Genomic DNA, 19,746 nt, shown 5'->3' on the forward strand with positions numbered 1-19,746 from the left:
GCAGTGGCCGAACCGTCCTCGAAGTCTTCCACAGCAGCGCCCGTGGTTGCAGAGCACACCCTGCAGCAGCTCGAGTTCGACAAGATCCTCGGGTTGATCGCGGCTTCGGCGAGCAGCGAGGCCTCGGAAGAGGCGGTGCGCGAGCTCCGGCCGCTCGCCGACCGGGAAACGATCGGGACGAGACTGGTTCAGATCGGCGAGCTCTTACGGATGTCCCAGGAGGGAGCTCCCCTGCGCATAGGGCGGTTTGCCGATATCGCCGCGCTCCTGGCGAAGGTGCGGCCCGAAGGCGCGGTGCTCGAAGGATATGAGCTGGCGGGGTTCGTGCCGGTGCTCTCGGCGCTCGACGAGGTGCTGGAGCAGAGCAGCGGCCGCGAGGACATTCCACGGTTGAAGGAGCTGATCAGCGGGCTGACGGGCTTTCCTGATATCCTCCGTACCCTCGAACGGTCCCTCGACAGCGAAGGGGGCGTCCTCGACAGCGCGTCCTACCGGCTCGCCGAGGTGCGGGGGCAGATACGGAGGCTCGAGGCGCGCATCCGGAAGCGGCTCGAAGAGCTGGTGAGAGACGAAGAGGTCGCCGTCTTCCTGCAGGACGATTTCATCACCCAGCGCTCCGGCAGGTGGGTCATTCCGGTGCGGATGGATTCGAAGGGGCAGGTGGAGGGAGTAGTCCATGATGTCTCGAAGTCGGGAGAGACCGCGTTCGTGGAGCCGCTGGCGATCATCAGCAGCTCCAACGAGCTCGAGAACCTCATCGCCGAGCAGAAGGCAGAGGAGATCCGGATACTGAGGTCGCTCAGCGCCGCGATTCGCGAAGCGGCGGGTGCGCTCGAAGCCCAGTTCAGGACCCTGGTGTACCTGGATGTGCTGCGGAGTATCGCACGGGTTTCGGAGCGGCTCCGCATGGAGGTCCCGCTGATCAACGATGAGGCGACGGTCCATCTGGTGAGGGGCCGCCACCCGCTCCTGCAGCTTGCTCTCGAACGGGATGCGGGCGAAGAGCACCCGGACCGCCGCCGTCCCGACAACGATTCCGTTGTTCCCCTCGACGTCCGCCTGGGAGGCGAGAGCACGGTCATGGTGATCACCGGATCGAATGCAGGAGGAAAGACGATCGCGATCAAGACGGTGGGGCTGCTCCTGAGCATGGCGCTCTCGGGCATGCCGGTGCCGGCGGATTCAGCCTCGAGCTTCCCCCTCGTGCGCCGTCTGCTGATCGATATCGGCGACGAGCAGTCGATCGAGCAGAACCTTTCGACCTTCGCCGCCCATATCGCGAATATCTCCGGCATCCTGAAAAATGCCGATGCCAGGACGCTGGTGCTCATCGACGAGCTCGGGACCGGCACCGATCCCGAGGAGGGCGCGGCCCTTGCCTGCGCAGTGCTCAAGGAGTTGAGAGGCAGCAGGGCTCTCGTCTTCGCCACGACGCACCTCACCCAGATCAAGGGCTTCGTGCACCGGAGCGAAGGCATGCTCAACGCCTCGATGGAGTTCGATCAGCAGATGCTCAGGCCGCTCTACCGCCTGAGAGTCGGCGAGCCGGGGCAGTCCCATGCGCTCGCTATCGCCGGGAAGTACGGTCTGCCCGCCGGCATCATCGAGTCGGCAAAAGGCCTGCTGGGCGGCGTCAAGGTGGAGTTCGACAACCTCATCGCCGACCTGAACGGGAAGCGCGCAGCTTACGAACAAGCGCTCGCCGAGCTCGAGCGGCAGAGGACGGAGGCCGAAGAAGAGAACAGGAGGCTGACGGCCCTGGTGGCAGAGACAGAGGAGCGGCAGCGCGAGGCGCTCGGCCGGGCATACCGGGACGCGGCCGATATCATTGCGGGCATCAAGCGGGAGATGCATGCGCTGCTCGAAGAGGCGAAGAAGAAGGAGCGGGAAAGGAGCCGCGAAGCGATCAAGAAGGCGGAGCAGCTCCAGGAGCAGGTTGCGGCCGGGCTCAGGGAGTACGACCGCGAGTCGCGCCGGGCTCCCGCGATCGACGAGATCGCCGAGGGAGACGTGGTCTATGTGCGGTCGCTGGGGTACGACGCGCCCGTTGCCGGGGTCAGCCTGAAGCACAACCGGGTGCGGGTGCGGGCCGGGAACAAGGAGATCGAGGTGCCGGTGGCGGATATAGAGCTCAAGCGCGGCAGGCCGGCCGAGGCGAAGAGGGAGTCTGTCACCGTCACTGCTGCGGAGCGGGCCGGGGGACCGGACCGGGCAGGGTCACGGATCATGCTCGTCGGCCTGCGCGCGGACGAAGCGCTCTCGCGGCTCGAACCGTTTCTCAACCATGCGGCGCTCGAGGGATACAATGAAGTCACCATCGTCCATGGCGTGGGCGCCGGTATCCTCCAGAAAGTCGTCCGCGAGCATCTCGACGGCCATCCGCTGGTCAGGAAGTTCCGGAGCGGAGAGCCCCAGGAGGGAGGCAGCGGCGTAACCGTTGTAACGCTGGTGTGAGAGGGCGTACGCCCGTCCCGTCAGGATACTGCTATCCCTCCAGCAGCATCACCAGCGTGCTCGTCAGTGCCATCGCCCAGATGATGTCCGACGACGCTATCTGGTGGTTGCAGGTCGAGTCGAGGAGGAGGTCGACCCGCGGGGGATACTCTTCGTCCTCGAGCCAGAGGATGAGCGTTACCGGGACCCTCGGGACCGGGAAGAGGCGGAGCGACACGTCGCCATAGGCGAGCCGCTCTGCGCCGAATTCCCTGCCGCGCCGGAGAAAGCCCTCTTTATCCGTGCCGTACTTTTCGGCGATCCTGTCGAGCGGCAGGAGGTGCGTACCCGCGGAGAAGCGCTGCCCGCCTTTGATGTCCACCGGCTTTATCAGCCGCTCGGTAAGGGGGATGTCCTTTGCGTTCACGAGATACCAGAGCACCGACAGGCGGGCGTAATCCTTGAGCTTGCCGAGCACGAGGTCCCGGTGAGGGGACGAGGTGGTGATCGTCTTGTCCGCGGGAGATACCTCGACCTCCATGCCGAAGGAGCGGACCGTATAGACGGCGCGCTCGTTATCATAGGATACCGCGGCGTTCCTGCACACCTCTTCGGGGTCGAGCGCTGCCAGCAGCTCCCACGCTTTTGCCTCGCCGTGAACGATCTTCATAGGGACTATCTGTTCCATAACAGTAATGATACCGTAAGGAAACGCGCTGCATCAAATCCGCACGCCGGGAGCGTTGATTTTTCCGGTGGTGGTGATACAATGGAATAAACATACCCGCACGGAGGAGAACCGTTATGCTATCGAAGCTGCCGATCAATCTCGAGGGTGTAAGCAAGAACAATCTCGACAAAGAGATATTGCGGGCCGCCATGATCGCGGAGCTGGATGCGGTCAACCTTTATGAACAGATGGCGGCGATGACCGAGAACAATCATATCAAGAAGATCCTCATGGACGTGGCGAAAGAGGAAAAGACGCATATCGGGGAGTTCCAGACGCTCCTGCTGCGTTTCGATCAGGAGCAGGTACAGGAGCTCGAGCACGGCAAGGAAGAAGTGGAGGAGTTGACGGGAAAGGCGTAAGTCCCGCGCGTACGCTCAAGACCATTCAGGGCCGGCGCTGCACCGGGCCTGAATGGCTTCTCCTGCACCGTATGAATGCGTACTCTTTTTGCTCAGGTGATCTTTGCGGTGATCCTGAACTTCAGCTCGTTCATCTGCTCCGCCATCCGTTTGTGCCGCTTCTCGTCTTCGAGGATCAGCTTGAGCATCTGTTTGGCGATGGGGTCCCTGGTCATCTCGACCGCTTCGGTCGCCATGTCGATCGCTTTTTCCTCGATATCGACATGCTTGTTCATGAGCGATGCGACCCCGGCAAGGTCGTCGGGAGAAAGGACGAACCCCTTCTTGGTCATTCCGTCGATGACGAGCTGAAGTATCCCCCGGTGTTTTTCCGAGTCGCTCCTGATCGCCCCGGTGAGCGTCCCGATAATGGGATTGGTCGATTTCCTGAGAATGGCGTCGCAATTTCTGATGGTCGTTTCCTCGATTCCCTTCCATTTCCTGAGCAGCGTCAGCAGCTCCCTGTCCCGTGCGGCAACTTTTTCCAGAGCCATGAGCAACCTCCCTCAACCGGTATTTACCGCAGTATACCATGCGCATCGGGCGTGCGGAAGTGGTGATCGCCGAAGAATACGCCGTGCATACGCGTGAGGAGGGCGGACAGCCGCTTCTCGGTTACTCGACGGTGATCTTCTTCTCTTTTTTCTTCGCCTCCTCGGTCTTCGGCACTCTTATTTCGAGGATGCCGTCGGTGAACTTCGCCGCCGCCTTGTCGGTCTGCACCTCCGATGGCAGCTGGAAGGAGCGGGCGAAGGAACCGTAGGCGCGCTCGAGCCGGTAATAGTTCTTTTTTTCTATCTTCTCCTCTTTCTTCTTTTCTCCCGAGATGGTGATCACGTCGCCGGTAACGCTGACATCGATGTCCTCTCTTCTCATGCCCGGGAGCTCCGCCTTGACGACCACATCGCCGCCCTCTTCGTAGATGTCGATGTTCGGCGAGATCTCTTCGAGACCCGCCGACCGGATGCGCGGCCACCACGAAGGGCTCGAGAGGGAGAGGGGTCTCCCGAAGAACTCCTCGAAGCGGCGCTCCATCTCTTCAAAGGGGGAAAGCGCCCGCGAAGGCTCGACTTTTGCCGGTTCTTTTGATTCCTTCTTTGCCATGGCTGCCTCCTTCCAGGGATTTTTCGTACACGATCGTACATTTAAAATCTATTATCAGCGCAACGGGTTGTCAAGAGGTGCGTTGTGCTTTTTCCGCTTTGGCGAAGCGGTGCGATCGTATGGACTTGTGCGACGGTACGATGCCGGCAGCGTGACAAGAGGGCGAAATCGAGCTATAGTTTAAGAGAGTCTAACAGAATGAGCACAGAGAGTCAGACAAGGCACAGTACATTCGTCTTCATTCTCCCAAGGCATCCACGCCTTGCTCCGAGGCGGGGCAGCTCGGAATCGAGTCGTACCGACCCGCTTCACCATCCCTGGATTACGCTCGGGCTGCCCATGCCGCTCATGTACTATGCCTTGTCTGACTCTAAGTTCTTTCATTTTGTTAGAAGCTCTAAATAATTGATGAGCACCCGTGTTCGAGAGGAGGCGCCATGGCACGACCGAAGACCGTATCGGACAGGGCGAGGGCGAAGATTGCCGCGAGGCCGGTGAAGCGGGAGCACAAGGATATCCACCCCTCGGACGTTACCGGGGAACTTCCGTCTCCATTGCCCCGCAAGAAGGCGCCGCGAAAGGCTCCGTGCCCGCCCGATACACCCGGGGGCAGGAAGCCGCCGACCATTTGAAAGCGCTCCCGGCCCGGCGCACCTGCCGAAGAGACGGTGCGCTGCCGCGCACTCCCCCTCCTCCCCCTGATGCTCTGCTTGCGCAGTTCCCGACCGGTGTGCCCATGACTTAGTCCGCCATATCCCTTATAATTTGACTATGCTTTTCAAACTTTTTTTGCTCTTCGCCCTCGTCCCGATGCTCGAGCTCGCCCTCCTGATAAAGGTCGGCTCCGTCGTGGGGACGCTCAACACGATCATTATCGTAGTGCTGACGGCGGTGATCGGCGCCTATATGGTGAAGCTCGAGGGGCTGAGGGTCCTGTTCAAGATACAGAGGGACGTCCGGCAGGGGGTGTTTCCTGCCGAAGAGCTGATCGACGGCGCCATGATTCTCGTTGCAGGGGCGCTGCTGCTCACGCCGGGGTTCATTACCGATGTTTTCGGCCTGCTCCTCATCGTCCCGCCGACACGGGCCGTTATCAGACGATGGGTCAAGGGATATTTCAAGCGGCGTATCTCTCCCTTCCATTTCCGGCGATGAAAAAGGAAATCAGCTATCCCGCGCTGCGCATTGCGCTGCTCTATCTTCTCTTCGGAGGGTTGTGGGTCGCCCTCTCCGACCGCCTTCTCTTTCTCCTGTTCCCCGACCCTGCCACGCTCACCATGTTCCAGACCTACAAGGGAGAGTTCTTCGTGCTGGCGAGCACGCTGCTGCTCTATACCTCGGTGCGCCGCGAGCTCAAGGCCCGTCTCCGCCTGGAGCAGTCGCTGGAGCAGGCCCGGAACCAGGCGCAGCGGTATCTCGATATCGCCGCGGTCATCATGGTGGTCATCGATACCGATCAGAGGGTGCGTCTCATCAACAAGAGGGGCCTGGATATCCTCGGCTACCGGCCGGATGAAGAGGCGGAGCTGCTCGGCAGGGACTGGTTCGAGGCGGTCATCCCCCCGCGGTACCGGGGGACGATGAGGGCACTGTTCAAGAGGCTGGTGTCGGGGCAGGAGACCGTCGTTGAATACACCGAAAGCGCGGTGATGACCAGAGGCGGCGGCGAAAGGATGATCGCCTGGCACAATACCGCGATCACCGACGAGGACGGCCGTATCATCGGCATGCTTGCTTCCGGCGACGATATCACCGAGCAGAAGCAGGCGGAGGCGAAGATCCAGCGGCATCTAAAACAGCTCGGCGCATTGAGGACGATCGACATGTCCATCACCTCGAGCCTCGACCTGCGGGTGACGCTCAATGTCTTTCTCGACCAGGTGCTCACCCAGCTCGGGGTCGATGCCGCCGACGTACTGCTCACGAACCACGGCCAGCGCCTCGAGTACGCCGCGGGCAGGGGATTCCTCTACCGGGATGTGGAGCACTCGGATCTCTATATCGGGGAGGGCGTTGCGGGCCGGGCCGCCCTGGAGCGCCGCACGATCAGCATTCTCGGCAGGGAAGAGATGCAGGAGAAGCTGGTGCGCTTCCCCCTGATCGCCAAGGAGGGATTCGTCTCCTACTATGGCGTCCCCCTTATCGCCAAGGGGCAGGTGAAAGGGGTGCTCGAGCTCTTCCACCGCTCGCCCCTCACCCCGGACAACGAATGGCTCGAATTCCTCGACGCCCTCGCCTCCCAGGCGTCGATCGCGATCGATAACGCCGAGCTCTACGAAGACCTCCAGAGCGCGAATGTCGAGCTGAACGTCGCGTACGACGCGACGCTGGAAGGCTGGGGACGCACGCTCGAAATGCGCGACGTGGTGACCGAGGGCCATACCCGGCGGGTCGCGGACATGACCGTCCGCCTCGCCCGGGCGATGGGGCTGAAGGACAGCGACCTGGTCAATATACGCAGGGGCGCCCTGCTGCACGATGTCGGGAAGATCGGCATTCCCGACCGCATACTGCTCAAGCCCGGTCCGCTGAATGCCGAGGAGTGGAAGGTCATGCGCATGCACCCGGTCTATGCCTTCGAGCTGCTCAGGCACATTCCGTATCTCAAGTATGCCATCGACATCCCCTATTGCCATCACGAGCGGTGGGACGGGTCCGGGTACCCCCGCGGCCTCAAGGGCGAGCAGATCCCCCTGGCCGCACGCATCTTCTCTGTCGTCGATGTATGGGACGCTGTCCGGAGCGACCGGCCGTACCACCCGGCGTGGCCTGAGGAGGAGGCGCGCCGTTATATCGGCTCGCTCGCGGGTACCCAGCTGTGTCCTCGTACCGTGGAGGTCTTCCTGAGCATGGAATGGGCGCCCCCGCCGGCGGTGAGCGTCCCTGAACAGGACTGATCGAGCCCTAAGCTCCGTATGCAACCCCTGAAAGGAACAAGGGGAAGGAGAAAGAAGCACATGCGTTCGGAGTCGAGATGGTTGTTCCCTCAAGGTCCCTGTAAGGGCGGACGGAGAAGGAAGCTCGTTACGGTGGCTCTTCCTGCGGGGCGCCCGCATTACCGGCCCGAGCGGCTCTTTACTCCACGGTCACGCTCTTCGCAAGGTTTCTCGGCTGGTCGACCTCGCACCCCCTCACTACAGCGGTATAGTACGCGAGGAGCTGCAGAGGGATCACAGTGATAAAGGGAGTAAGAGCGGGGTGCAGCGAGGGGACCGGGAGCAGCTCGTCCGCTTTGCCGCGCAGTGCTTCGGGATGGTCGCTCACGGCGATGACCCTTCCCCCCCGCGCCTTCACTTCTTCTATATTCGAGAGGATCTTCTCGAACAGCGCATCGCGCGGCGCTATCACGACCACGGGAGATCCCTCCTCGATGAGCGCGATGGGGCCGTGCTTCATCTCGCCCGCGGGATAGCCCTCGGCAGGGATATAGGATATCTCCTTCATCTTCAGCGCGCCTTCGAGCGCGATGGGATAGCTGATCCCCCTCCCGAGATAGAGAAAACTTCTGGCTGCCGTCAGTGTTTCCGCGAGCGTGCGGATTCCCGCAGTATGCTGAAGGACCTCTCTGATCGCCGCCGGGACGGTCATGAGCTCTGTTCTGAACGATGCGTATTCCTTGCGGGTCAAGGTTCCCCGTACGGCGCCGAGCTCCAGGGAGAGCAGGGAGAGTGCCGCCATCTGTGATGTAAACGCTTTCGTCGATGCGACCCCGATCTCGGGTCCGGCCTTCGTATAGAGCACTCCCCCGGCCTCGCGTGCAGCGGTGCTGCCGAGCACGTTGCAGATCGTGAGCGCTCCCGCTCCCCTGCGCTGCGCCTCGCGCTGAGCGGCGAGGGTGTCGGCGGTCTCTCCGGACTGGGTAATGGAGATGAAGAGCGTTCCCCTCTCGACAAGAGGGTCCCTGTACCGGTACTCCGACGCGATCTCGACATCGACGGGCAGCCGCGCGAGGCGTTCGATCAAACACCGTCCGACCAGTGCGGCGTGGTACGAAGTGCCGCAGGCCGCAATCTGCAGCCGGCGCAGGCCCCGCACCATGTCAGGGGAGAGGCCGAGACGGTCGAAGATTCCTTCTGCATCGGCGGGCCACCCGCTGAACGTATCGTGGACCGTTCTCGGCTGTTCATGGATCTCTTTGAGCATGAAGTGGTCGAATCCCTCTTTTTCGGCCATGGCAGGGGTCCAGTCGACCTCGATAACCTGCCGGGGAACAGAAGCCGTCTCTCCGGGAGCGAGGCGATCGAGGATCATATCCGTCGCAGTCAGGGTAACGACGGTCCCGTCCTCCATAAGAACGAACCGGTTGGTATAGGGAAGGAGGGCGGGAATGTCCGAGGCGAAGAAGTGCTCATTGTCGCCCATCCCGATAACAAGGGGGCTCCCCCGGCGAACGGCGAAGAGCGTCCCGGGATGGGAGTCGCTCATGATCCCGAGGGCAAAGGAACCCTTCAGAACAGCCACCGCTTCCCGAAGGGCATCGGGGAGGGACCGCCCCTGCCTGACATGCCGGTAGAGCAGGTGCGGTATGACCTCGGTATCCGTTTCCGAAGTAAAGGCGTGCCCTTCAGCGCAGAGCATGTCCCTGAGCTCGTGGTAATTCTCGATGATGCCGTTGTGCACGACCGCGATGGCGCCCACTGTGTGGGGGTGGGCGTTTCTCGAAGAGGGTATGCCGTGGGTGGCCCACCGTGTATGGCCGAGCCCGATCCGCGCGTCGGGAAGAGGACGGGGAAGCAGCGATTCGAGATCCTTTATCTTCCCCCGGGTCTTGTAGACCTCGAGACCGTTGCCGTTCATGCAGGCGACGCCTGCAGAATCGTAGCCCCGGTATTCGAGCCGCTTCAGGCCATCAATAAGCACGGGAAGAGCCCCCCGCTTCCCGACATAACCGACAATGCCGCACATAGTACCTCCTTGTCTGATACTCGTTCTCGTTATTGGAAGCGGCCTCGCTTCTGAAGCCTTACCATAGAGTGCACGAAGGGCGCTGCCGCGAGCAGGAGAGCGGATTCATCCTGCTCGTTGCTTTGCAAGAAGCATTCCCGGAGATGAACGCAAACAAGGAGTAAACGCGGCTCTCGGAACGATCAAGGCAAGGGGACGGCGTATCCTGCTGAGAAAGGGGTAATAACCCACACTCGAGTCCGGATTCGAGCGGTATTCATTGCTTGACATTTTTTTTAATTCAACTAAAGTTGTATATAGATGTAGAAAGCGTGCACCACGGGTCCATACGAGCGACACTACAGTAAACCCGTTGTTATGCCGTACCGGGCATGCGGCACAGGCCATCGCAAACAGCACGGTTAATCATACAGTCTGGCTCCGAAAACCTTTTGCCATGATGCATCAGCAGTGATAGGCTGACGCATCGCTCGTATGCCGTTTCCTGCTGAACCATGACCGGATGCACGCACCGCGGATCGCAGAAAGGGAGGACGCGTGAGGCAGTCATACAGCTTCAGTACCGATCGGCAGCTGCGCATTGCCGAGTGGAACGATGATATCGCTGAGTTTACGGGAAGACCGCCGCTGACGGTCATGGGAAAGCAGTATCACGAGGTGCTCCCGCGGCTCTTCGTCGGCGACGTCGATGCCGTAGCGCTCTCGATGACGAGGAGCGAGGAGATCGTCCTCGAGGGATACGGCTTCGCCTGCCTGCACGGCAGGATCGATGCGGACGTGCGCATCCTTCCGCTCCCCGGCGACCGCGGCGGCATCGACCGGGTGCGGATCGACTTCTCGCCTCACTCGACCTGCCTGATGGCGATCAAGTTCCAGAACCTGCAGCGGCTTATCGATATCGGAAAGATCGCGTCGACGCTGGCCCATGGAGTGCGGAACCCGCTGAACGCCATAAAGGGAGCGGTGGTCCACCTCCGGCAGAAGTATGCCGACGAGCCGACTCTCATCGAGTTCACCAAGATCATGGAGGACGAGATCCAGCGGCTCGACCATTTCATCTCCTCGTTCCTGAGCGCCACCCCTGCGCGGCCGGGCCCCTCCGAAGAGGACATCAACGCGCTGCTGAAGAAGATAGAGGTCTTCACCTCGATGCAGACCCATGCCTACCGCATCGAGACGACCTTCGAGTACGGGAAGGCGCCGCTGCTGCAGGTCGATCCGTTCCAGTTCGAGCAGGCCATTCTCAACATCATCAACAACGCCATCGAAGCGATGCCTTCCGGAGGACGGCTCACCATACGGACGGGGAGGGAGCAGCGGTCGGCTGCCGATGTCGCCGTTGTCGAGATCGCGGATACCGGCCCCGGCATTGCCGAAGAGGGCATCAGCGGGATCACGGCGCCGCTCGGGCAGAGAGGCAGGGGGTTCGGCCTGTTCATCGCCCGTGAGATCGTGCAGTATTACAACGGCCAGCTCGCGATCGAGAGCAAGAAGGACCGGGGGACGACAGTGCGCCTCTATTTCCCGGTGCATATACCGGGAGGCGGGTGATGCACGCGGCTGTGGCGAATCCCGCCGCTGCAAGGGGAAAGGTGCTCATTGTCGACGATGAGCCCAATGCGGTGCGGGTGCTGGCGGCGATACTCGGGGAGGAAGGCTATTCGGTGTTCGAGGCGCACAACGGCGGGGCAGCCGTCGCCCTCATGAACAAAGAGGAGGTGGATGCCGTCATCACCGATATGAAGATGCCCGGCATGGACGGCATGCAGTTTTTCGATCACGCGTCGGAGCACCACCCCGATGTCCCCTTCATCTTCCTCACCGCCTACGGCACCATCGAGTCGGCGGTCAGTACGGTTACCCACGGCGCCTTCTACTACTTCATCAAGCCCCCCGACTATCTGAAGCTGAAGGGTATCCTCGCCAAGGCGGTAGAGCAGCATCGCCTCAAGAGGGAGCTCGAGGCGCTCAGGAAGCAGCTTTCCGCCGGGGAGAATCCCCACCGCATCATCAGCAACGCCCCGGCGATGCTGATGATACTCGAGACTATCAAGGCCATAAAGGACTCGGCGAGCAGCGTCCTCGTCTGCGGGGAGACCGGCACCGGCAAAGAGCTGATCTCCCGCTCGCTGCACTTCAGCAGTACGCGGCGCGACAGGCCCTTCGTTGCGGTCAACTGCGCCGCGATCCCGAAGGAGCTGCTCGAGTCCGAGCTGTTCGGCTACGAGAAAGGCGCCTTCTCCGGCGCCTTTGCCAGGAGAATAGGGAAGTTCGAAGAGGCATCCGGAGGCTCGATCTTCCTGGACGAGCTCGGGGAGCTCGATCTCTCGCTCCAGGCGAAGCTGCTCCGGGTGCTCCAGGAGAAGGAGATCGAGCGGCTCGGCAGCAACCGGAAGCTCAAGGTGGACTTCAGGCTCATCTCCTCGACGAACCGCGACCTCGAGAAAGAGGTGCGCGCAGGCACGTTCAGAGAGGATCTCTTCTACCGGATCAACGTGATGCAGATCGAGGTCCCGCCGCTGAGGGAGCGAAAGGACGATATCCCCCTGCTTGCAACCGAATTCGCCAACGAGTTCTGCATCAGGGAGAATAAGGTGCTGAGCATCGCGGACGAGGTGATGCGCATCTTCGAGAGCTATTCGTGGCCCGGGAACATACGGCAGCTCAAGAACGTGGTCGAGCGCGCGGTGGTGCTCGCGAAGGGAGACCGGATCACCCCGAGGGAGCTGCCCCAGGAGCTGCTCTCCCACCGGAGAGGGGTCGAGTCGCTCACCGCGCTCCAGACGCTGAAACAGCTCGAAGTCCATGCCATAAAGGACGCGCTCCGACGGTGCAACGGAAACAAGTCGAAGGCCGCGCGGGTGCTCGGCATCTCGCGAAAGGCCTTTTACAAGCGGCTGAAAGAATTCCATCTCGCCGAGAGTAACAACTAAGCTGTATCCCTTGGACACACTCCCTCCCGCTTCTGTCCCCGCAGCGCCGTAAAGTGTAGTATTTGGATACACTCTGCACTGCAAACCTTACCGACGGTCCGCCGTTGCTGTTTCCCCCGGATACAGGCGCCGCCTCCCCGCCGCCGCTTGTGCACATCGGTATCCCTGATTTCCCGCGCAAAAGACCTCGTGCATCCGGGCATCAAACTTGCTTCGTTCGTACTAGTCATGCGGGAGAAAAAAATATTGATCATCGACGAAGTGGGGTTCTCCCGCATCTGTGCGGCGATCCTCGAATTCGAGGGATACGGCATAGAGACGGTCGGCAGCGATGCTCGTCCGCCGCTCGTATTCGACGCCGAGAAGTACGGGCTCGTCATTACGAGCTATCCCTACGGCGCGCTCCTGTTCGATGAAATAAAGAGGAAGAACATCGCCACCATCATACTCTCGGACCACATCAATGGCGAGCTCATCGGCATCCTCGAGGGCTTCACCAATTCGTACTGCATGATAAAGCCGCTCGACTACCAGAAGTTCCGCGCCCTCGTGCAGCAGGCGATGAGCGGCGACTTCAGCAATGTCCAGGGAGGATACAACATTGTATAACGGTTCGAGAGCAGCAGCGGCGTGCGTCGTCGTGCTCCTCCTCGTCATCTCGTGCACCGGGGCCCCCCCGAAGACGAAGCAGGAGCTCCTGAAGGAGGGCAGCGCGCTGCTGCAGGCGGACAACCCGCGCGGGGCCATCGTCCTCTTCAAGAACGCCCTCGAGGAGGATCAGAATTTCTTCGAGGCCCGCTTTCAGCTCGCCCGGGCATACTACCGGCTCGGCAGCTTCGACGCCGCAGAAAAGGAGCTGCAGAAGGTGCTGCGGCAGAGCCCTTCGCTCAAGGAGGCGCGCAAGGAGCTCGCCCGCGTATACCTCCAGAAGTCCCGGCCCGATGAGGCGCTCCGGCAGGTCGCCGACGCCGGCGGCGATGCCGATTCCCTCGAGATCGCCGGCTGGGCCCATGCGCTGAAGGGGAACCATGGACAGGCGGTAACGCTTTTGACGGAGGCCATGGCGCTCGATGACGGGAGGACGACGGCGCAGCTCACCCTTGCGCGGGTCTACCTGAAGATGGGGAAGCTCCCCGACGCGCAGGCGGAGGTCTCCTCGCTGCTCGAAAAGGACCCCTCCCACCAGAACGCCCTCTTCCTGCTCGCCGAGGTCCAGCTGCGCGCCGGCGATGCGGAGGCGGCGCTCAAGACCTATGACGAGCTGATACGGCGGCATCCCGATGCTGTCGAGGCCTCGTTCAAGAAGGGCGTTCTGCTCATGGAAAAGAGGCGCTACGACGATGCCCTTGCCCTGGCAGAGCGGCTCGTCACCTCGCACCCCAAGAGCTCCCGGGGGTACGAGTTGAAGGGCATGGCGCTCTACTACCGGAAGAGCTTCAGCGACGCGGTTACCGTCCTCCAGAAGTCGCTCTCCATGATGCCGTCGCCGGGAGGATACTACTTCCTCGGCCTCAGCCACTACTACCGCAAGGAGCTCGAGCAGGCGATGAGCCAGATGCAGCGCGCCCTCGACCTCAATCCCTCGTTCGTGCAGGCGCGCATCATGCTCTCGCTCATCTTCCTCCAGCAGCGGCGGACGGACGACGCCATCATCGAGGTGAAGAGGGCGCTCGAGCTCGACCGGGACAATGCCTTTGCCCAGAGCATCCTCGGGAGCGCCTGCCTGGCGAACGGCGATTACGACAGGGGCATGGAGGCGCTGAACAGGGCGATCGCGCTCGATCCGACACTCGCCGAGGCCCACCTGAAGAAGGGCGTATTCCACCTGAGCAAAGGACGGTTCAGGGAAGCGGAGGCTGACCTCAGGTCCGCCGTGCAGGCGAGCCCGGGGATGCTCAATACGCGGCTCATGCTGGTCTCCTATTATATGCGGGTAAAGGAGTACGGCAAGGCGGTCAGGACCATACGGGAGGGCCTGAGCAACGGAACAGACCGCGCCCCCGATGCGGTGCTGTACAACTATATGGCCGCAGCGCTCCTGGCGGAGCGGAAGGACGCGGAAGCGCTGAAGTACCTGCACAAAGCGAAGGAGGCGAACCCCGACTACCTCGCCCCGTATTTCAATATCGCTGCATTCCATATCGCGAAGGGCGACCACGGCAAGGCGATCGATGAATACCGGGCCCTCATCGGGAGAGCCCCGTCGAACGCCAGGGCCCTGACCGGCATGGCCCGGGCGCTCGAATCCAGGGGCCGCGATGCGGAGGCGCTCACCTATTACCAGCGGGCGAAGGAGACGAGAGATCCCGAGGGGTTTATCGAGCTCGCGCACTACCATGCCCGGAAGAGGCAGGTCGGCAGGGCGGTCGCGGTCCTGGACGAGGCGGCGAGGACCGTCCCGCAGACGGCGTGGCACGGACATCCCGACCTCGCCCTGCTCAAGGGACGGGTCTATCTCGACGCACAGCAGTACCGCGAGGCGCTGCAGCAGTTCGAAAAGCTCGAAACCGCGGATCCCGATAAGGCCCTGCCGCTCATCGTGAATACCTATGTCCTGATGCGCGATCATGCGGCGGCGGTGAAGAAACTCGAGGCCGCCCTGCAGCGGGACCGGAGCCGGGCCGACCTGCTGACAGAGGCGGCACGGGTCAGCCTCCTTGCAGGGGATGTGCAGAAAGCCGCATCCTTTGCCGACGCCCTTGTGCAGGTGAAGCCCCGCTCCGCGATCGGGTATGCGGCCCGCGCATCGGTCCAGGTCCATCGGGGACAGGAGCAGCAGGCGATCGAAAGTCTCCGGAAAGGGCTCGGGATCGAACGGGGCAGCCTCCCTGCGCAGATGATGCTCGCCGAGCTGTACGCGAAGCGGGGAGACCATGCGCCTGCCCTCGACCTCTACAACGAGATACTCAAGGCCGCGCCCGACCATGTTCCGGCGCTCTTCAGCCAGGCGGTCGTTTTGAGCCAGGCGGGCAGGAAGAAAGAGGCGCTGCGGAACTATAGCCGTATCCTCGAGCAGTCGGTGGACCATGTCCCGACCCTGAACAATACCGCCTATCTCTACTCCGAGGGATACGGCAGCAAGGAAGAGGCGCTGAAGCTCGCCGAGAGGGCCTACCGGCTCGCGCCCGGCAATGCCGAGGTGGCGGATACGATGGGCTATGTGCTGCTGAAAGCGGGCAGGACCGGCGAGGCCCAGAAATTGTTCGAGAAGGCGGCTGCTCTCGCTCCCAACAACCCGACCATCCGGTATCACCTCGCCCTCGCCTTGCGGGAGCGGGGCGACCGGCGCAAGGCGATCGAGCAGCTCCGGCACGCGGCAACGCTCGGGACTTTCGCAGAGGCGAAAGAGGCGCAGGTCCTGCTCGAGGCGCTGCAGAAAGGGTGAGCACGGAACGGGCTATGGAACAGCGGCTTCCCCTCCTCTTCCTCCTCGCAGGCGACCTGGTACTCTCCCTTGCCGCAGTCTCCGCCGCTTTCGGCATGAGCGGGGAGGCAGCCTTTGGGGATGAAGGGGACGCTCTCGATTACGGCGTCCGGGTCGCGCTCTTTGCCGCGGTCATGATCGTTTCGTCCTTTTTTGTGGAGCTTTACAGCATGGAGAGGGCGTCGGGAAGGAAAGAGGCCTTCGTCAGGGTCCTTACAGCGCTCGTCATTTCCTTTTTCGTCCTGTCCGCAGGCTACTATCTTATCCCGTCGGTCACGCTCGGGCGGGGTGTGCTTCTCTTCTCGCTCCTCGTCTTCGGCGCTCTCCAGTTCCTCTGGCGCATCGGGTACAGGCAGCTGCTGAGCATCTCCGGGTTCGCCCGGCGCGTCCTCATCCTCGGCACCGGGCCGCTCGCGAACCAGATCGGCAGCGTCCTGTCCGCGACGAACCAGCACTATATCCTGACGGGGTATGTCACCTGCCCGAGCGAGCCGGTCTTCGTCCCCGCCCACACTATCGTCGGCAACGACAGCGGCCTGGCGGAGGCGGCGAAGCTGCAGCGGGCGCACAAGATAGTCATCTCCCTGTCCGAGCGGCGGGGCGTCTTCCCGTACAAGGATGTGCTCAGCTGCAAGTTCAGCGGCATCGAGGTGGTCGACGCGCCGTCGTTCTACGAGCAGGTTACCGGCAAGCTGCTGATCGAGAACATACTGCCGAGCTGGTTCATCTTCTCGAGCGGCTTCAGGATCACCTTCTTCAAGAAGGCCGTCAAGCGCGTCTTCGATATAGCGTTCTCGGTCGCCGGCCTCGCGGCCGCCGCTCCGCTCTTTCCCCTCATCGCCGCGATCATAAAGATCGACTCCCCGGGACCGGTCTTCTTCAGGCAGACCAGGGTAGGCCGGGGCGAGAGGGATTTCGTGCTCTACAAGTTCAGGACCATGCGCTCCGATGCGGAGCAGAGGACCGGCGCTGTCTGGGCCCAGAAGGACGATCCCCGGGTGACGAAGGCGGGGCGGATACTGCGGAAGTCGCGGCTCGACGAGCTTCCCCAGCTCTACAACGTGCTGAAGGGGGATATGGCCTTCGTCGGCCCCCGTCCCGAAAGGCCCGAATTCGTCGAGAAGCTGAAGCGCGTCATCCCGTACTATTCGGAGCGCCACTCGATAAAGCCGGGAGTGACGGGGTGGGCACAGATCAAGTATCCCTACGGGGCTTCGGTCGAAGATGCGATCGAGAAGCTCCGGTACGACCTTTTCTATATCAAGCATCTCTCGCTATTTCTCGATCTTTTGATCATTCTCGAGACCATCAAAGTCGTCCTCTTCGGCCGAGGGGGAAGATGATGAGGAAGACAGAAGGAGGCACTATGAAACGCATCGGAGCAGTGGTCCTGGTTTTCATGCTTCTGCCGCTTGCAGCATACGCAGGAGACTACGTAATCGGCGACGGCGATACCCTTCACCTCTCGGTGTGGGGCGTCAAAGACCTCACCCTCTCGGTCAAGGTGCGGCCGGACGGGAAGATTACGGTCCCGGCCCTCGGGGAAGTGACGGCGAGCGGGCTCACGCCGACGGACCTGCAGTCCCAGCTGACGGAACGGCTGAAGAGCCTCGTCAGGAACCCCATCGTCACGGTCATCGTCGAGGGCATTACGAACAGCAAGGTCTTCATCTTCGGCAACGGCGTCAGGCCCGGCGTCTTCGAGCTGACCCGGCGCACCACCCTCCTGCAGCTGCTCTGTCTCGTAGGGGACGTGCGGATCGCCGACCTCCGGAAGGCCTATGTGCTCCGTAACGGCGTCAAGATAAAGGAGGACTTCCACAAGCTCTTCATCGAGGGCGATATCAACGAGGACATCACGATCGAGACGAACGACGTGGTCTTCATGCCCGCGTACCAGGAGAAGAACGTCTATGTCGCGGGAGCGGTGAACGCTCCCCGTTTCATCGAGCACCGCGACGGCCTGACCATCATGGACGCCATCCTCGAGGCGGGGTGGTTCTCGAAGTTCGCGAAGCAGAACGACGTCACCATCTTCAGGCGCGACGGCGCGAAGGGGACCACCACCATTCCCGTAAAGGTCAAGAACCTGATGCAGGACGGCGATCTGAACCAGAACATAAAGCTTCTGCCCGGCGACTACATCATCGTCAAAGAGGGCATCTTTTAGGAGGGCATGATGGAGCAGACAGGCCTGGATATCAAGAAGTACCTCCACCTCATCGATAAAAAGAAGCGCCTCTTCATCGGGGTGGCGCTTACGGTCATGACCGTCGTCGTCCTGGTCAGCTATCTGCTGCCGAAAGAGTACGAAGCGAAGAGCACGGTCTTCATCGAGCGGAATGTCATCAACAATCTCGTGAAGGGCATCGCCATTACGCCGTCCATGGAGGAGCGGATCAAGTATCTCGCCTACACCATGAGCAGCAGGAGCCTGCTGGTGAAGGTCATCAACGACCTCGGCCTCGCCCGCGACAGCCAGTCGGAGACCGAGAAACTGGTCGCGGATTTCCAGAAGAATACCGATATCCGGATGAAGGACAAGAACGACCTGTTCATCATTTCGTACAAGTCCGGTGACCCCCGTCTCGCCAGGGATTACGTGAACGCCCTCGTGCGGCGGTATGTGGAGGAGAACATGTCCGAAAACCGCGAAGAGGCGTACGGCGCCAACAGGTTCCTTGCCGAACAGATCAGGTTCTTCAAGGAGAAGCTCGACCAGTCCGACGCCGAGATCATCGCTTTCAGGAAGGAAAAGGGCATCTTCGTCGCCCTCGACGACCGGAAGATGGTCGAGGAGCTCAAGGACGCGGAGGTCGCGCTCGACGAGCTCAAGATAAAGAAACGGGAGCTCGAGGGGCGCCGCACCATGATCCTCAAGCAGATGAAGGAGGAGCGTCCCTACAGCGCCGGGATGCTCGGTCTCGGCAGAGGGGGCGGGAGCATCGACGACCGGCTGCTCGCCCTCCAGAAGCGCCTGACCGACCTGCTGATGATCTATACCCCCAGCTATCCCGAGGTGCTCCGGGTGAAGTCCGAGATCGAGGCGCTGAAGGGACAGTACGGAGGAGGGGCGGCTGCGCCGGCCGCCATCGCAGCGCCTATCGCGGCTGAAGGGAGCCCGGAGGATTCGGATATCACGATGCTCAACCCGCTCTACCAGCAGCTCAGGGAGGAGCTCTCGAAGACCGGGCTCGAGCTTGCCTCGCTGAGCGCAAAGGAGGAGCAGATACGCCGCCTCATGGAGTCGAAAAAATCGTATCTGAAAAGCATGCCGGTCGAGAAAAAGACGCTCTCCGACCTCGAAATGCAGCGGGCCACCAATAAGCATATCTACGAACAGCTCATCGCGCGGCTCGGCCAGTCGGAGGTCTCGAAGCAGATGGAGGTCCAGGACAGGGCGTCGACGTTCAGGGTCATCGATCCCGCCATGATGCCGCTGAAGCCGGTGAGCCCCAATCGGGTCAAGATCATTCTCTTCGGCATCCTCGCCGGCCTCGCGGGCGGGTTCGGGGCCGTGGTGCTCCTCGATTACGCGGACCGCTCGATCAAATCCGTCGACGCGCTGAAGACCCTCGAGCTGCCGGTGCTCGCCGTGATCCCGAGCATCCAGAACGCTGACGAGCTCGCCGAGAAGAGGAAGCGGGATGTGTTCCTCTACAAATTCACGGGAGCGTACCTCGCCTGCATCCTGGCGGTCTTCGCCCTGGAGCTCTTCGGCTTGACCTATATCGATGATTTCATCAGTAACGTCGTCCACCTGCCGGGACGGCTCGTCAGCCTGAAGGACCTCTTCAAAAATATCTTCTAACAGAG

At 61.7% G+C, this 19,746-nt stretch carries 16 protein-coding genes; 12 read left to right on the forward strand and 4 right to left on the reverse strand.

The features are described from left to right. The first annotated feature begins 3 nt into the window (after positions 1–3). Positions 4–2,454 carry an endonuclease MutS2 gene (locus tag AB1805_07800; protein MEW5745321.1) on the forward strand — a complete coding sequence of 817 codons (2,451 nt, stop codon included), beginning with the start codon at positions 4–6 and terminating at the stop codon, positions 2,452–2,454. 31 nt (positions 2,455–2,485) lie between these two features. Here AB1805_07800 and AB1805_07805 read toward each other — a convergent pair whose 3' ends face one another. After that, positions 2,486–3,121, reverse strand: a complete 636-nt coding sequence (locus AB1805_07805) for a DUF3786 domain-containing protein (protein ID MEW5745322.1) — start codon at positions 3,119–3,121, stop codon at positions 2,486–2,488. 116 nt (positions 3,122–3,237) lie between these two features. Between AB1805_07805 and AB1805_07810 the strand changes: the two genes are divergently transcribed. Beyond that, positions 3,238–3,525 carry a demethoxyubiquinone hydroxylase family protein gene (locus tag AB1805_07810; GenBank protein ID MEW5745323.1) on the forward strand — a complete coding sequence of 96 codons (288 nt, stop codon included), beginning with the start codon at positions 3,238–3,240 and terminating at the stop codon, positions 3,523–3,525. A 92-nt stretch (positions 3,526–3,617) separates the two neighbouring features. Here AB1805_07810 and AB1805_07815 read toward each other — a convergent pair whose 3' ends face one another. After that, the gene (locus tag AB1805_07815; protein MEW5745324.1) at positions 3,618–4,058 is read right to left on the reverse strand and encodes a hypothetical protein; all 441 of its coding nucleotides are present in this window, start codon (positions 4,056–4,058) and stop codon (positions 3,618–3,620) included. A 121-nt stretch (positions 4,059–4,179) separates the two neighbouring features. After that, positions 4,180–4,668, reverse strand: a complete 489-nt coding sequence (locus AB1805_07820; GenBank protein ID MEW5745325.1) for an Hsp20/alpha crystallin family protein — start codon at positions 4,666–4,668, stop codon at positions 4,180–4,182. Positions 4,669–5,105: 437 nt separating this feature from the next. Between AB1805_07820 and AB1805_07825 the strand changes: the two genes are divergently transcribed. From AB1805_07825 to AB1805_07835, 3 genes are all read left to right on the forward strand, one after another. Beyond that, complete coding sequence (locus AB1805_07825; protein MEW5745326.1) at positions 5,106–5,300, forward strand: hypothetical protein; 195 nt, start codon at positions 5,106–5,108, stop codon at positions 5,298–5,300. A gap of 139 nt (positions 5,301–5,439) precedes the next feature. After that, on the forward strand, positions 5,440–5,823 hold the full coding sequence (locus AB1805_07830; GenBank protein ID MEW5745327.1) for an FxsA family protein: 384 nt from the start codon (positions 5,440–5,442) through the stop codon (positions 5,821–5,823). Beyond that, positions 5,820–7,565 carry an HD domain-containing phosphohydrolase gene (locus tag AB1805_07835; GenBank protein MEW5745328.1) on the forward strand — a complete coding sequence of 582 codons (1,746 nt, stop codon included), beginning with the start codon at positions 5,820–5,822 and terminating at the stop codon, positions 7,563–7,565. The genes AB1805_07830 and AB1805_07835 overlap by 4 nt, the downstream gene beginning before the upstream one ends. A gap of 178 nt (positions 7,566–7,743) precedes the next feature. Here the strand turns inward: AB1805_07835 and glmS are convergent, their stop codons facing one another. Further along, entirely contained in the window at positions 7,744–9,573 is a 1,830-nt protein-coding gene (gene glmS, locus AB1805_07840) for a glutamine--fructose-6-phosphate transaminase (isomerizing) (protein ID MEW5745329.1), read from the reverse strand. Positions 9,574–10,110: 537 nt separating this feature from the next. On the opposite strand from glmS, the gene AB1805_07845 reads away from it, so the two are divergent. The 7 genes from AB1805_07845 (at position 10,111) to AB1805_07875 (ending at position 19,741) form a co-directional block, all read left to right on the forward strand. Beyond that, positions 10,111–11,124, forward strand: a complete 1,014-nt coding sequence (locus AB1805_07845; protein MEW5745330.1) for an ATP-binding protein — start codon at positions 10,111–10,113, stop codon at positions 11,122–11,124. Next, positions 11,124–12,506 carry a sigma-54 dependent transcriptional regulator gene (locus AB1805_07850; GenBank protein MEW5745331.1) on the forward strand — a complete coding sequence of 461 codons (1,383 nt, stop codon included), beginning with the start codon at positions 11,124–11,126 and terminating at the stop codon, positions 12,504–12,506. Before AB1805_07845 ends, AB1805_07850 begins: the two co-directional genes overlap by 1 nt. Before the next feature lie 246 nt (positions 12,507–12,752). Further along, on the forward strand, positions 12,753–13,115 hold the full coding sequence (locus AB1805_07855; protein MEW5745332.1) for a DNA-binding response regulator: 363 nt from the start codon (positions 12,753–12,755) through the stop codon (positions 13,113–13,115). After that, positions 13,108–15,891, forward strand: a complete 2,784-nt coding sequence (prsT, locus tag AB1805_07860) for an XrtA/PEP-CTERM system TPR-repeat protein PrsT (GenBank protein MEW5745333.1) — start codon at positions 13,108–13,110, stop codon at positions 15,889–15,891. Before AB1805_07855 ends, prsT begins: the two co-directional genes overlap by 8 nt. A 14-nt stretch (positions 15,892–15,905) precedes the next feature. Beyond that, a complete protein-coding gene (locus AB1805_07865; protein MEW5745334.1) occupies positions 15,906–17,273 on the forward strand; it encodes a TIGR03013 family XrtA/PEP-CTERM system glycosyltransferase in 1,368 nt (455 codons plus the stop codon). 23 nt (positions 17,274–17,296) lie between these two features. Further along, entirely contained in the window at positions 17,297–18,100 is an 804-nt protein-coding gene (locus AB1805_07870; GenBank protein MEW5745335.1) for a polysaccharide biosynthesis/export family protein, read from the forward strand. Positions 18,101–18,106: 6 nt separating this feature from the next. Further along, positions 18,107–19,741 carry an XrtA system polysaccharide chain length determinant gene (locus AB1805_07875; GenBank protein ID MEW5745336.1) on the forward strand — a complete coding sequence of 545 codons (1,635 nt, stop codon included), beginning with the start codon at positions 18,107–18,109 and terminating at the stop codon, positions 19,739–19,741. Positions 19,742–19,746 lie beyond the last annotated feature (5 nt).

Source organism: Nitrospirota bacterium, from assembly GCA_040752355.1.
Classification (GTDB): domain Bacteria; phylum Nitrospirota; class Thermodesulfovibrionia; order Thermodesulfovibrionales; family Dissulfurispiraceae; genus JBFMCP01.